At 39.6% G+C, this 13,669-nt stretch carries 11 protein-coding genes; 5 read left to right on the forward strand and 6 right to left on the reverse strand.

Annotated elements, in window-relative coordinates:
* Position 1: 1 nt before the first annotated feature.
* Together AC2IOM_RS14445 and AC2IOM_RS14450 are read left to right on the forward strand one after the other, a co-directional pair.
* Positions 2-1,267, forward strand: coding sequence for a metallophosphoesterase (locus tag AC2IOM_RS14445; RefSeq protein ID WP_486360173.1), 1,266 nt, complete (start codon positions 2-4; stop codon positions 1,265-1,267).
* 601 nt (positions 1,268-1,868) lie between these two features.
* Complete coding sequence (locus AC2IOM_RS14450; RefSeq protein ID WP_486360174.1) at positions 1,869-2,471, forward strand: hypothetical protein; 603 nt, start codon at positions 1,869-1,871, stop codon at positions 2,469-2,471.
* A 299-nt stretch (positions 2,472-2,770) separates the two neighbouring features.
* On the opposite strand, the gene AC2IOM_RS14455 is transcribed toward AC2IOM_RS14450, so the two are convergent.
* From AC2IOM_RS14455 to AC2IOM_RS14465, 3 genes are all read right to left on the reverse strand, one after another.
* The gene (locus AC2IOM_RS14455) at positions 2,771-3,619 is read right to left on the reverse strand and encodes a hypothetical protein (RefSeq protein ID WP_486360175.1); all 849 of its coding nucleotides are present in this window, start codon (positions 3,617-3,619) and stop codon (positions 2,771-2,773) included.
* Between the two features lie 207 nt (positions 3,620-3,826).
* On the reverse strand, positions 3,827-4,636 hold the full coding sequence (gene ppsR / locus AC2IOM_RS14460) for a posphoenolpyruvate synthetase regulatory kinase/phosphorylase PpsR (RefSeq protein WP_486360176.1): 810 nt from the start codon (positions 4,634-4,636) through the stop codon (positions 3,827-3,829).
* 108 nt (positions 4,637-4,744) lie between these two features.
* Entirely contained in the window at positions 4,745-5,806 is a 1,062-nt protein-coding gene (locus tag AC2IOM_RS14465; protein WP_486360177.1) for a hypothetical protein, read from the reverse strand.
* Positions 5,807-6,477: 671 nt separating this feature from the next.
* Here AC2IOM_RS14465 and ppsA point away from each other — a divergent pair.
* Complete coding sequence (ppsA, locus tag AC2IOM_RS14470; protein WP_336436871.1) at positions 6,478-8,850, forward strand: phosphoenolpyruvate synthase; 2,373 nt, start codon at positions 6,478-6,480, stop codon at positions 8,848-8,850.
* 93 nt (positions 8,851-8,943) lie between these two features.
* Here ppsA and ykgO read toward each other — a convergent pair whose 3' ends face one another.
* Entirely contained in the window at positions 8,944-9,087 is a 144-nt protein-coding gene (gene ykgO, locus AC2IOM_RS14475; protein ID WP_010559268.1) for a type B 50S ribosomal protein L36, read from the reverse strand.
* The gene (locus tag AC2IOM_RS14480; protein WP_010559267.1) at positions 9,087-9,338 is read right to left on the reverse strand and encodes a type B 50S ribosomal protein L31; all 252 of its coding nucleotides are present in this window, start codon (positions 9,336-9,338) and stop codon (positions 9,087-9,089) included. The genes ykgO and AC2IOM_RS14480 overlap by 1 nt, the downstream gene beginning before the upstream one ends.
* Before the next feature lie 193 nt (positions 9,339-9,531).
* Between AC2IOM_RS14480 and AC2IOM_RS14485 the strand changes: the two genes are divergently transcribed.
* Entirely contained in the window at positions 9,532-10,107 is a 576-nt protein-coding gene (locus AC2IOM_RS14485; RefSeq protein WP_486360178.1) for an HAD family hydrolase, read from the forward strand.
* A gap of 111 nt (positions 10,108-10,218) precedes the next feature.
* Here AC2IOM_RS14485 and AC2IOM_RS14490 read toward each other — a convergent pair whose 3' ends face one another.
* On the reverse strand, positions 10,219-10,431 hold the full coding sequence (locus tag AC2IOM_RS14490; RefSeq protein ID WP_486360179.1) for a PGPGW domain-containing protein: 213 nt from the start codon (positions 10,429-10,431) through the stop codon (positions 10,219-10,221).
* Between the two features lie 174 nt (positions 10,432-10,605).
* On the opposite strand from AC2IOM_RS14490, the gene ydiJ reads away from it, so the two are divergent.
* Complete coding sequence (ydiJ, locus tag AC2IOM_RS14495) at positions 10,606-13,647, forward strand: D-2-hydroxyglutarate dehydrogenase YdiJ (protein WP_486360180.1); 3,042 nt, start codon at positions 10,606-10,608, stop codon at positions 13,645-13,647.
* Positions 13,648-13,669 lie beyond the last annotated feature (22 nt).

Consider the following 13,669-nt stretch of genomic DNA (forward strand, 5'->3'; position numbering starts at 1 on the left):
TATGAAAAAAATAACCATTTTAACAAGCTTATTATTGGCAACGAGCGCATTGCCAGCGTTTTCCAACGAGCATATCTCGTTTTTAGCATTTGGCGATGGCGGCTACCACCCAGATTATCCAAAACAAAAACACGTAACAAAGCCAATAACTAAAGCTGAGTTTATTGCTGCTGAAAAAAAAGATTGGCTAGAAGAGCACCGCCCAATCGAAGAGTTTGGCCACGCCCCAATTTATGTTTATCCGGGCACCGAGATTGCCACTGAGGACACAGGAGCAGCAAGTGTAGGAAAGGCAATGGCAACGCTTTGCCAAAACGTTGCATGTCAGTTTGGTATTCAACTGGGTGATAATATTTACCCTGATGGCGCCGATGCAAATGATGGAAAAGACGACCAGAAACGCATGAACGACCTTATTTTAGCGCCGCTAAAACCTTTGTTTGAGCAGCAACCTGAGTTAGTTGTGTACTCGGCGTTAGGTAACCATGACTGGAAAACATCGCGTAAAGGGGTTGCATTACAAACAGCTTGGATGGCAAAACAGCCTAATTTCCACATGGATAAACAAGGATATTACCGTTTTACAAAAGGCTTGCCCGGGAATGATGTGGAATTTTTTGTGTTAGACACCAATATGTTGTTATCAGGTCAGCATTACTATGAAATCCCACTAGCAACAGATGGCAGCGAGCAGGGTTTAGCAACGGCTCTTGCTAAAGGGCAGGCAGAAGTCGAAGACATTGAAAAACACGAAGTACCGCTTGATGGTGAAGATCATAAACAGCTTGCGTGGCTGGCTAATGGCTTAAAAACCTCAAAAGCAAAATGGAAAATTGTCTATGGTCACCATATTTTATGGTCAATTGGCGGTACAAAATACGATGAAGGCCATGTATTAAGACGCTTAATTTTGCCTGAACTATGTCAATACGCAGATGCCTATATTGCAGGACATGAACATGATTTAGAGTTATTAACGGATGATTGTTCGCGTGTTTCAACTGATAAAAAACCACCATTACCGCTTATAATTAGTGGCGCTGCGTCTAAAATGCGTGGTGTACATCGCGGCCTTGCAAACTATCAAGAGCGTCAATATCAAGAATACGATCTTATTTGGAATAAGGCTTTCACTTGGGGATTTGCCCATATTGAACTCGATAACCACCAAGATGAGTTAAACGTTAACTTTTACACGACACCAACAAATAAAAGTGGTGATTTAGTAAAAGAAAAGAGCTTTAGTTTTAAACACCGCAGTAAATAACGTGATTTCTATTAATTGTTGTTAAAACATTCTTTTTAACTTAAGTTTTTAAATTAGCTCATATCAAAATTAGCATTTTGGATATGGGCTTTATTTTGACCGACAGGTAATTCTGAATGAGGAGTAGTTGCTGATAAAATTTTGCTCAAACCACAAGTAATAGAGTGTTATGTAGCTAACCCGTTTTTAAACTTAGTGGGTGTACAAATTAGTCCCTGAATTTTAAGTCTCACACCATCTATGATGCGCTCTTATTCATGTTCGTTACGAGACAAAAATGAACCAAAATTTGCTCCTAAATCAAACAACTCTTCATCTTTCACTTAAATATGAATACATACGCTATTAAGCAACGCTTCGCAGCTTGAGCAATTGAGGTCATGGGTGACCGATGTAACCAAATCTCGTAGATGAATTTTAAAGCGTAACGGTTTGGTCAAAATCCGCTTTTCATAGTCTGGGCACTGCGAGGAAATAACCCTTGGATTTAATTATGTATCCGGCTGTAATGAGCGAACAATGGCCGTTGCTAAATAAGCATCAAGTGTGCAAAATAAAAGCCCATGTGAGTTTGGCAAAAACAATTAGCAAATAAAAATAAATGAATAATAAAGGCAGTTTCATTAAGCACTACCGTGGGAAACAACAACCTCTGTACAAGTATATATTTAGGGCTTGGAGTTTCATTGTAATATTGATTTGGACTGGATATATGCTTGGTTCGGGCTATAGTGATGGGAAGTACATAGACCCTCCATTTATTGCTGCATGGTGTTTAATCGCATTGATTGCAATATGGCTGGTTGTGTCTACATATAAAAAGACAAGGAGCTTAGCTGCAACAGCATATGAAAATGGGCTAGAAGTTCCGGGGAAAGGATTTTTCCAATGGGAAGAATTAAAAGTAACGATAGAGCGCTATGTAAAAAAGGCCCCTTCGGTAAACTTTATTCCTTGTTACTATATTCGTCTTGGTTATGACAAAAGCACGGCTATATTTCAATATCTAGAGGATTATACTGGGCTGTATCATCTGCTTTATAAAAAAGGGGTTGAAGGCGCTGATAAAGAGTTATTGATTTACAATACAAATATTGAAGGTATAAAAATAGAATGGAAGCCAGTCTATAAAGCTATTTTTAACCCAAAAACAGGTGAGTTAATTGAAGAAGAAGGTAACCCTTTAGAACGACAAAGTAGCTAACCGATGTGTTTGGAAATACAGTGGTAATAGAAGATGTGTTTGGAAATACAGTGGTAATAGAATTAGCACGAATGACAGTTGTTGGCACAGAACCGTCCGTTGTCTCTAACTCATAATTGTCTAAATATGATTAGATAAACGTCTGTTATTCATTTTAATTTAAGAAAAAATGTTGCATTTGAGCGGCATTAATTAGCACACATACAACTAACAAAATTTCAAAAATTGAATCTGACAAAGCAAGTTAGGCGTTTTTAATCCAATGTAAATCATGCGCTTGTTTTTGATAGCGCTTAGTCTTATTGTGCATTAATTATATTTAAATTCTGTTTATCAACAAAAAAGCCGGCTTGTGTATAGGCTTTCTCTATTTCGCCTTGGTTTCGTAACATGTTTAGCCCTTTTTCAAGGGCTAGGTATGCTTGTGAGCCAAGAGGGTGATTGCGGCTAATAACAAAGTGACGACTGTCTTTTAGCTCTATTGCAACATTTGGCACGGGTAACAAATTGATTTTATCAAGTTTAAAACTTTGGTCGGCAGTTGAATTAAATGGCATTAACATAAAGTCAACCCAGCCGGTATTCACCATACGCGCCATACTGATCCATTCGTGTTCAATGACTAACTCTTTGAGCGGTAAATCTGAGAGCGTTTTCCAATCGGTGCGCCATTTTGGTGTTGATACCGCACTTAAACGCTTAAAATCGCTAATTTGAGTTAAACCAAGGGCTTTTTCTCGTCCTGCTTTAGTATAAACCCCAGCAATATATTCGCCTTGACGGATCACCGGTTTGCTAATGTGTAAATATTTGGCTTTAGCATGTGCGTCAGATAACCAATAAGTATCGAAACTAATCAAAAGCTTACCGGTTTCGAGCATGCGTGTATTACGAAAATTTACTTTACCTGGAATGTAATTGAAACTGTGGTGAAAGCCGCCTAATTTAAGCGCCTTTTGTGCAATTATCATATCGACTACATCGCGTCTAATTGCATTTCCTTTAAAATTGGAGATTGAGGCAATGTCACGGCCATCGACAAACGTTTGGTAATCCTTATACACATCATCGCGAATATAAATATCGATGATCTGAGCAAAGGCCAAACCATGGTTGAAAAGTAACAAGCTAAAAAGTACTGCGCGCATAGTCTCTCGCGGTTAGGTTAAGACGCTCCTTATTTAACAAAATCCCTACATAATAAATATGGCACAAACAAAGTGACAAATGAATACACTATAAGTTTGATACGGTGTAAATCTACTTAAGATCATTGTCGACGTATTCATGTGTATTGCACCTAAAACTTATATGACTTTAGGTGCAAGATATTAGATGGTGTAAACCAGTACGCGCTAGTATTTGCGTCTTTCTAAACCGGTTTCGGCGAGGATTTTCGCGGAGATTTCTTCAACTGAAAAGTGTGTTGAACTTAAATGAGGGATTTTATTTTTCTTATAGAGCATTTCAGCTTCTCGCACCTCAAGGCGGCACTGCCTTAGCGATGCATATTTGCTGTTTGCCATACGTTCGTTACGAATTGCCGCAAGGCGCTCAGGATTTATTGTTAAACCAAACAGTTTCTTTTTGTGGTTTTTTAGCGCGTTCGGCAAATGCATCATATCTAAATCATCTTCAGTAAGTGGGTAATTAGCTGCTTTTATGCCGTATTGAAGTGCTAAATATAAGCTGGTGGGCGTTTTACCGCTGCGACTCACACCCACCAATATAATATCGGCTTCATCATAATCTTTTAAATTGCTGCCATCGTCGTTTGCAAGTGCATAGTTAACGGCATCGATTCTGAAATCGTAGCTTTTTTCATGGATTGAGTGAGTTCGGTGTGTACGTGGAACAGGTTCAACGCCAATTGTGTCTTTTACTTGGCCGCTGTATGCGGTTAAAAAATCAAAGCATTGGCCTTGTGACGATAAAATGATGTCGCTCAACTGGGGATCAACAAAGGTAAAAAACACTAAAGGCTTTTCACCACTTAGTTTAAATGCTTTATCTATTTGCAACTTAACTTCGTATGCTTTTTGTTCAGTTTCAACAAACGGGATTGTGATGTGTTTAAATTCTACAGGAAATAACGACAAGGTAGCATGGCCAAATACTTCACTGGTAATTGCGGTACCATCGGATATATAAAATGCGCTGCGCATAATAACCTTATTTTTTTGTTGTGAGAGCGCTTATATAAGAGCAAATAATTAAACACGACACAACCTAAACTAGGCTGCATCTGCTTAATTTTCTTTATGTAACCTGTATCAAATATCAGGTATTCGCCAGCGCTGTACTTCGCGTGGCGAACAAATATGAAAAATGCATTTCGGTAATAGCTTTAGTACAAAAATCGCAGCAATTATTAACATAAGCGCGTGATTATTTGATTGTAAAACGGCTGCTACGCAAAGCACTGAGAGCAAAAACCATGGCATAAATCCCATAATCCGTGATTTCTTGCTAACGCTGTGAATAAGGTGTGCGGGTAGATGTTGTGCGATTTGAGTTAATGCGTGATGTTTTAACCCGTAATTCATAAAGCTAAGTTTATAGGCTTGATTCGCAGTTGATACCAATAATTTTGGTGAGGCATATTCACTTTCAATTGCGCTAATATCTGCGATATCAATTGCGTAAATATTAGGACGCTTAAGCTTGGCAATTAAATCGTCTAAAAACTCTTCTTGTTGATATAACTGAGCCAGCATTTTAGTTTGATGTTTTTCAAAGCGGATAACGATGATTTGCGAATTGGTTAACCAAATTAGTACATTGTCGTTGGTATTTAACCAAGAGTGCTTAGTATAGAACCCTTTGAGCAAGATATTTGCGCGAGTGCGAACAAATATCAGCATTAGCAGCGCGTGAAAAATTAAAAATACCGGCACAGTAATGACGGCGGTTTTAGATAAATAATAAATAAGATGTGATTGCGCTAGTTGATCATCGATATTGCTCTTTAAGTTGTGCTGTTCGCCATTTTTTGCAATGTATACTGGAACCGATTTACCTTCGCTCAAACTTGCATACACGTGCTGATCTACATAGGCATTTTTTTTAAACAGTGCGTTATCGATTTTTACACTGTAGGTAATTGCGAAAGCGGTATGAAGTCTTGCCCGCTGCAATAGCGTATTAAGCTTACTTGGGTTGTTATCAAGATTTACGATTGTTCCCTGTGCTAAATAGCCATTTTTTACCCACGCTAGGGATTTCTTATGCCATTCTGCGAGGATCAAACTTATTAAAATGGTCGAGATGATAAAAGCGGCGCACGATGCCAAATGCACCATACGTTTTCGGTTGTAAAAGTCTGCGCGTCTCATTGCATATTCCATGTTTTTCAACTGCTTGCTAATGAATTATTTGTAAGGTTTTGGTGTATTTAAACGGCGACTCCTTTGCCGAAATACACGTTAACAGAAATGTTAAACCAATTAACATATCCTGACAAGGCACTTTAATCGTTGCTGCTCACGACAAAACGTTGCTCGCAGTGACTTGCTTTAGGGTCGATTTACAGGCTCTAAAATATCAGTTCTTGGCATTAGAGCGTATTAATGTGTTTGGAGTGTATAAGTCAAAAATAATCGAGTTGTGCTTATCGGGGGGGAGCTATTGGTTTTAATGCCGCTTTTGCTTCAAATTAGGGCTTTAAACACTTATTTAATATCATATTAAAAAAAATTTATTGTTATGATTTATTCTAATTTTGCTATTGGCACCGGTGTCACTAGCATAAAAATGCAGTTTTAACGCATTTAAGGTTAATTTTTACTGTTTTTCGGGTATTTGTCCTTGATTTTGTCGTTTTTGCTCGCTTTACCTGGTTTGTTCATCTATGTAAAATCATGCTCGCTTTAAACGAAACCTTAATCCCTGCTACCCGTTCAAATTTATCGCAGATGTAATAGGCGTTCACATTTAGCAACTTGATGTTATCTCAACTAGGATTAGATAACACACTCTCACAACCTTTTGCTTATGGAGAATTTCCGTGCAATATATACTTTGGTATCAAGAACTTGGTATGAATGACGTACCACGTGTTGGTGGTAAAAACGCTTCCCTCGGTGAAATGATTTCTAACCTAGCAAACGCAGGCGTAACAGTGCCTGGTGGTTTTGCTACAACATCTGATGCTTTTAATGAGTTTTTAGACCAATCAGGCCTCAACGACAAAATCCACAATGTACTTGATACGCTTGATGTTGATGATGTAAACGAACTAGCACGCGTTGGCGGTGAAATTCGTCAATGGATTATCGATACACCTTTCCAAAGTAATTTAGATTCTGCGATTCGTGAAGCGTATGCAACGCTTCATGGTGATGAAAATCAAGATGTTTCATTTGCGGTTCGTTCATCAGCAACTGCAGAGGATATGCCAGATGCGTCTTTCGCAGGGCAACAAGAGACCTTCTTAAACGTGCGCGGTATTGACGCAGTAATGGTGGCAATTAAGCACGTATTCGCATCGTTATTTAACGACCGTGCAATTTCGTACCGTGTTCACCAAGGTTACGATCATCGTGGTGTTGCACTGTCAGCGGGTATTCAGCGCATGGTCCGTTCTGATAAAGCCTCATCAGGTGTAATGTTTAGTATTGATACCGAATCAGGTTTTGAAGATGTGGTATTTGTAACATCAAGCTATGGCCTTGGTGAAATGGTAGTGCAGGGCGCCGTTAACCCAGATGAATTTTATGTACACAAGCCAACACTTGCGGCAAATCGCCCTGCGGTTGTGCGCCGTACGCTTGGTTCAAAAGCAGTTGAGATGATCTATTCAAGCGATGAATCTCACGGTAAGCAAGTAGAAGTAGTGGATATTGAACAAACCCGCTCAAATCAATTCTCGATTACTGATGAAGAAGTAATGGAACTTGCTAAACAAGCAGTGATCATTGAAAAGCATTATGGTCGCCCAATGGATATTGAATGGGCTAAAGACGGTAATGACGGCAAGCTGTATATTGTACAAGCGCGTCCTGAAACTGTGCGTTCTAACGAAGACGCTAATGTAATGGAACGTTTTCAACTAAATGGTTCGTCAAACGTGTTATGCGAAGGCCGTGCTATTGGTCATAAAATTGGTAAAGGTGTAGTACGCGTACTTAACTCAATTGATGAAATGGATAAAGTACAGCAAGGTGATGTACTAGTAACCGACATGACCGACCCTGACTGGGAACCGATTATGAAGCGTGCCGCAGCGATTGTTACAAATCGTGGTGGCCGTACGTGTCACGCAGCAATTATTGCACGTGAGTTAGGTATTCCTGCAGTAGTTGGTTGTGGTAACGCAACTGACACCATTGAAAATAACGCAGAAGTGACAGTTTCTTGTGCTGAGGGCGACACTGGCTACATTTACCAAGGTTTACTTGATTATGAGGTATTAACATCTCGCGTTGATGAAATGCCTGAACTACCAATGAAAATTATGATGAATGTGGGTAACCCAGACAGAGCATTCGACTTTGCGCGATTACCACATGCAGGCATTGGTTTAGCGCGTGTTGAATTCATTATTAACCGCATGATTGGTGTACATCCGAAAGCACTACTTAACTATGATGCTCAGTCTGACGACGTAAAATCTGATATTGATTTTATGATGGCAGGTTACGAAAGTCCGGTTGAATTTTATATCAGCAAACTTGTTGAAGGTATTTCAACACTAGGTGCAGCATTTGCGCCAGAGCGTGTAATTGTGCGTATGTCTGATTTCAAATCAAACGAATACGCGAATTTAGTGGGTGGTGAGCAATATGAACCGGAAGAAGAAAACCCAATGATTGGTTTCCGCGGTGCATCACGCTATATCTCAGAAGATTTCCGCGATTGTTTTGCCCTTGAATGTGAAGCGATTAAACGTGTTCGCAACGATATGGGTCTGACCAATATCGAAATCATGATCCCATTTGTGCGTACGTTAGAAGAAGCAGCGCGCGTAATTGAGCTACTTGAAGAGCACGGGTTAAAGCGCGGTGAAAACGGCTTAAAAGTAATTATGATGTGTGAGCTGCCATCTAATGCATTATTAGCAGATGAGTTCTTAGAGTATTTCGATGGTTTCTCTATCGGTTCTAATGACTTAACTCAGTTAACGCTTGGCTTAGACCGTGACTCTGGATTAATTGCCCATTTATTTGACGAGCGTAATCCTGCGATTAAAAAGCTATTAGAAATGGCAATTCAAACAGCTAAAGCTAAAGGTAAATATGTCGGTATTTGTGGTCAAGGTCCATCAGATCACGAAGACTTTGCAGCTTGGCTTGTGGATCAAGGTATTGATTCTGTGTCGTTAAACCCAGACACAGTGCTTGAAACTTGGTTATACCTAGGTGAGAAGCACGCTAAATAAATTGTATTAACCAGTTCCTTTAACTGATATGTCATCAGTATAAAGCTGACAAAACAAAAGGCGCTCAATGCGCCTTTTTTTCGTTTCATAAAACTATTTTTTCTTTTTCCCTTTGCCTTGTACAGCTTTAAAGCGTGGGTTTGATTTACAAATTACAAATAATCGACCGCGACGCTTTACGATTTGGCAATCAGGGTGGCGTTTTTTCGCGCTTTTTAAAGAACTTAAAACTTGCATTATTTGCTTCCTAATTTACCAAAACGCTTATTGAACTTCGCAATACGGCCGTCAGATTGAGCAGCGCGTTGCTTACCTGTGTAAAACGGGTGCGATTCACTCGATACATCTATCGCCACATAAGGGTATGTTTTACCTTGATAATCGATTGTGCGATCGGTCTTGATGGTTGAACCAACTAAAAAATATGCATCTGCTGCTGTGTCGTGAAAAACCACTTTTCCGTAATCAGGGTGGATACCAGGTTTCATATAAGCTCCAATTGATATGTTACAACATCACACAATATAAAGTGTTATATTGTAACAATCAATATCAAATGATAATTATTATCAAAAAAAATAACAAATTAGTTAGCTAAGAATTTTAATTAATTCATTTACAACCTAATCTGTTAGCGTATTTTTGTTGTATAACGTTAAAAGCAAGTAACACAGAGGCAGTATGAAACACATCAAAGGCGTAATTTTCGATTTAGACAGTACATTGGTTACGTGCAAATTGTGTTTTAAAACTATGCGAACGGAAATTGGCTGCCCATTAGAGCAAGACATATTGCAGTTTGTTGATGCGTTAGATGAGCCTAAACAGGCTATCGCGAATCACACAATAAAGCGTTTAGAACTTGACGATGCCCACAGTGCAAAGTGGATTGAAGGGGCTGAGCACTTCGTGCAGTATTTAATTAATAAAAACTATCCCACCGCGATTATTACGCGAAACAGTGTTGAAGCAAGTTCTATAAAAATAGCCAACAATCAAATTCCAATAAATACTGTAATAACTCGCGAAGATGCACCGGCAAAACCCGACCCTACAGCGTTACTTATGCTGGCAGAAAAGTGGAATATTGCACCTGCTAACTTGTTATATATAGGGGATTATCTTCACGACATTAACATTGCTAAAAATGCAGGTGTAGAAAGTGCGCTGTTTTGCGAGTTCGAAACTCCAGATTATGCGCATCAAGCAGATTATGTATTTGAGACCTACGCTGAGTTACTGCAGCGTTTCGCTTAACTTATTTCTAAGTAGTGTAGGATGAGTTTAATCTTAGATGGATTACAGTGCGACCGTTACGCTGCTAGTTAAGCTAGCAGCATGAATGTATGTTTTAAAACCGATTTTAACTTAACGCCTTGCTAATTTTTTATCGATAAACTGGCAAGATGATTTAAGCGCTTTTTGAAAATGGCTTAAATAGCGTCTTGCCCAAGGATAGTAAAACGCCAATAACAGTAAACCTGCAATAAAAAAGATCAGTGATGGGCCTGGCACCACCATAAAAAGCAAGCCAAGCGCCAGAAACATTGCTGCAAACACATGGTTTATCATTTTTTTCATCTGTAGCATCCTAAACGCATAAATTTACGTATAAACACGATATTTATTCATAGTATAAAAAATTTGGTTTAGTGCGCGAATAAATGATGTTACAAACTGTAAATATGAAGCAAAACTCGCTGTATTTCTTTGATATAATGAGTGCAAACCCTGTTCCCCGTCACCGAGCAAGTAATGATTGAAGTAATAGATCAAAAAGATACCTTATCGCCCTTAGCTGATGCGTTTTTAGCTGAGTTAAAAACGACACACTACAGTGGCGAAATTGACACCAGCTATGCAACGCGCATTGTAACCGCAACTGATAACAGTATTTATCAGGCGTTACCGCAAGGTATTTTATTCCCAAAAACAAGCCAAGATATTCAACTGATTTTTTCTCTTGCAAATCAAAGCAAATATCAGCAAATCAAATTTACACCGCGTGGGGGCGGTACAGGCACCAATGGTCAATCGCTAACGCATAGCATGGTGATTGATTTATCGCGCCACATGCGTGAGATTTTAGAGATTAATGTTGAAGAAAAGTGGGTGCGTGTACAAACCGGTGTGATTAAAGATCAGCTTAATGATTTTCTACGTCCTTATGGTTTTTTCTTTGCGCCAGACCTTTCGACCAGTAACCGTGCAACGGTTGGCGGTATGATAAATACCGATGCGTCAGGTCAGGGCTCGCTTGTTTATGGTAAAACATCCGATCATGTACTTGGCTTAAAAACCATGCTGGTGGATGGCACTGAACTCGATACCGCACCCGTTGCTGTTAATACCGCTAAAACATACGCCGAAGAACAATCAACACGGGGAAAGATTTATGAGCAATTACTCGATACCGGCATAAATTTACGCGACCAAATTAAAGCGAAATTTCCCCGCTTAAACCGCTTTTTAACAGGTTATGATTTAGAAAATATTCTCAATGACGAACTAACAACATTAGATGCAAGCCGCATTATTACGGGCTCAGAAGGTTCGTTAGGGGTTGTTTGTGAAGCCAAACTCAATATTACGCCGATTGCCGAATTTAAAACGCTGATCAATATTAAATACGATAGCTTTGACTCAGCGCTTCGTAATTCCCCGTTTTTAGTGGACGCCAAAGCGACTTCGGTTGAAACCGTTGATAGCCGTGTACTTAATCTTGCCCGAGAAGACATAATTTGGCATTCAGTTTCAAGCTTGATTGAGGATGTGCCGGGTAAAGATATGCAGGGTCTCAACATGGTTGAGTTTAATGCGACAAATCAGGCGGATATCGATGATAAAGTAAATGGCTTATTGGCAAAGCTGGATAGCTTAATGGCAAATAACCAAGCTGGGATCATTGGTTATCAGGTAACCCATTCTAAGGCCGATATTCTAAAAATTTATGCCATGCGTAAAAAAGCGGTAGGCTTGCTTGGCAATGTAAAGGGCAAAGAAAAGCCATTGGCATTTGCCGAAGATACGGCAGTACCACCAGAAGCACTTGCAGACTTTATTGCTGAATTTAGGCAATTACTTGATTCACACAACTTAAACTACGGCATGTTCGGCCATGTCGACGCTGGTGTATTGCACGTAAGGCCTGCTCTTGATATGTGCGACCCAACTCAAGAAAAATTACTACGTCATATCTCCGATGAAGTGGTAAAACTAACCGCTAAATACGGTGGTTTAATGTGGGGTGAACACGGAAAAGGTTACCGTAGTGAATATGGCCCAGAATTCTTTGGCGATACCTTGTTTACTGAACTTAGAAAGATCAAAACAGCATTCGATCCGCTTAATCGGTTAAACCCAGGTAAAATTTGTACGCCACTCGACTCAAAAGAGCAGCTTGTTAGTGTTGACGATGCTAAGCGTGCACATTTCGATAAACAAATCCCGATCACCATTAAAGACAGCTTCGATAATGCCATGGGGTGTAATGGTAACGGTCTTTGTTATAACTATGATAGCCACTCACCTATGTGCCCATCGTATAAAGTAACAAAAGACAGACGTTATTCACCAAAAGGGCGTGCCAGTTTGATGCGTGAATGGATGCGTTTACAAAGTGAAAAGGGCATAGAACTACTCGAAAGCGAAAAAGCGATAGCGAAAGGCGAGACTAAGTCATGGTGGGAAAAACGCATTTTCGCAAAACAAAAAGCCAAAGGTGCGTACGATTTTTCGCATGAAGTGAAAGAATCGATGGATGAATGTTTGGCATGTAAAGCGTGTACTACGGCATGCCCAATTAAAGTGGATGTACCTACCTTCCGTGCGCGCTTTTTAAATTTATACCATGCCCGTTATAAACGCCCACTTAAAGATTACTTAGTGGCTAATATTGAATCGCAAGCGCCGCTTTTAAGCAAAATACACTTTCTAGTAAACCCTATTTTAAAATTAGGGTTTATAGAACGCTTTTTGAAAAACCAAATCGGTTATGTGGATTCACCATTATTAAGCGACAACGCCATTATAAAACGCGTGTCGAAGCAGTTTGCGTTTAATCTAAATCAGCTTAAAACACTGGATGAATCACAAAAAAAGCAAACTGTTTTAATTGTACAAGACCCATTTACTAGCTTTTATGAAGCTGAATTAGTGGAAGATTTTTGCCAGTTACTGGTAAAACTTGGAAAAACGCCAGTGCTATTGCCGTTTAAACCAAATGGTAAGCCACAGCATGTAAAAGGCTTTTTAAACGAGTTTGCAAAAACAGCGAAAAACAGTGCTGCATTTTTAAACCAGATAGCGGAACTGGATATTCCTATGGTAGGGTTAGATGCATCGCTTGTTATGTGTTATCGCGACGAATATAACCAAGCACTTGGCCAGCAGCGTGGCGATTTCCATGTGTTATTGGCCCACGAGTGGTTTGAAACGCAGCGCTTTGAGCAAAAAGAAGCAAACACTGATAATCATTTTGTGTTACTTAATCACTGCACTGAAACCACGGCAATGCCAAATGCCAGTAAGGTGTGGCAAAACCTGTTTGCTAATTTTGGTTTAACACTCAATGCTAAAGCTACGGGCTGTTGTGGTATGGCGGGCACTTATGGCCATGAAACGCAAAACTTAGATAAATCTCGTGCGCTTTATGAAATGAGCTGGCAACAAACGGTTGATAACACACCAATTGAACAGCTTGTTGCAACTGGGTTTTCGTGTCGCTCGCAAGTTAAACGTTTTAATAACGGCAACAAACCCAAACACCCAATACAATTGTTAAACAGTTTGCTTTAGCTAAACGGCTTAACGCACAGAG

The organism is Pseudoalteromonas sp. NS-SX12 (genome assembly GCF_057367955.1).

What these genes read in the sequence shown, in the direction of transcription:
- ykgO (WP_010559268.1), bottom strand. Translation starts at nt 9,087, where the DNA reads ATGCAAGTTTTAAGTTCTTTAAAAAGCGCGAAAAAACGCCACCCTGAT.
- AC2IOM_RS14485 (WP_486360178.1), top strand. Translation starts at nt 9,532, where the DNA reads ATGAAACACATCAAAGGCGTAATTTTCGATTTAGACAGTACATTGGTT.
- AC2IOM_RS14455 (WP_486360175.1), bottom strand. Translation starts at nt 3,619, where the DNA reads ATGCGCGCAGTACTTTTTAGCTTGTTACTTTTCAACCATGGTTTGGCC.
- AC2IOM_RS14445 (WP_486360173.1), top strand. Translation starts at nt 2, where the DNA reads ATGAAAAAAATAACCATTTTAACAAGCTTATTATTGGCAACGAGCGCA.
- AC2IOM_RS14490 (WP_486360179.1), bottom strand. Translation starts at nt 10,431, where the DNA reads ATGAAAAAAATGATAAACCATGTGTTTGCAGCAATGTTTCTGGCGCTT.
- ydiJ (WP_486360180.1), top strand. Translation starts at nt 10,606, where the DNA reads ATGATTGAAGTAATAGATCAAAAAGATACCTTATCGCCCTTAGCTGAT.
- ppsR (WP_486360176.1), bottom strand. Translation starts at nt 4,636, where the DNA reads ATGCGCAGCGCATTTTATATATCCGATGGTACCGCAATTACCAGTGAA.
- AC2IOM_RS14450 (WP_486360174.1), top strand. Translation starts at nt 1,869, where the DNA reads ATGAATAATAAAGGCAGTTTCATTAAGCACTACCGTGGGAAACAACAA.
- AC2IOM_RS14480 (WP_010559267.1), bottom strand. Translation starts at nt 9,338, where the DNA reads ATGAAACCTGGTATCCACCCTGATTACGGAAAAGTGGTTTTTCACGAC.
- AC2IOM_RS14465 (WP_486360177.1), bottom strand. Translation starts at nt 5,806, where the DNA reads ATGAGACGCGCAGACTTTTACAACCGAAAACGTATGGTGCATTTGGCA.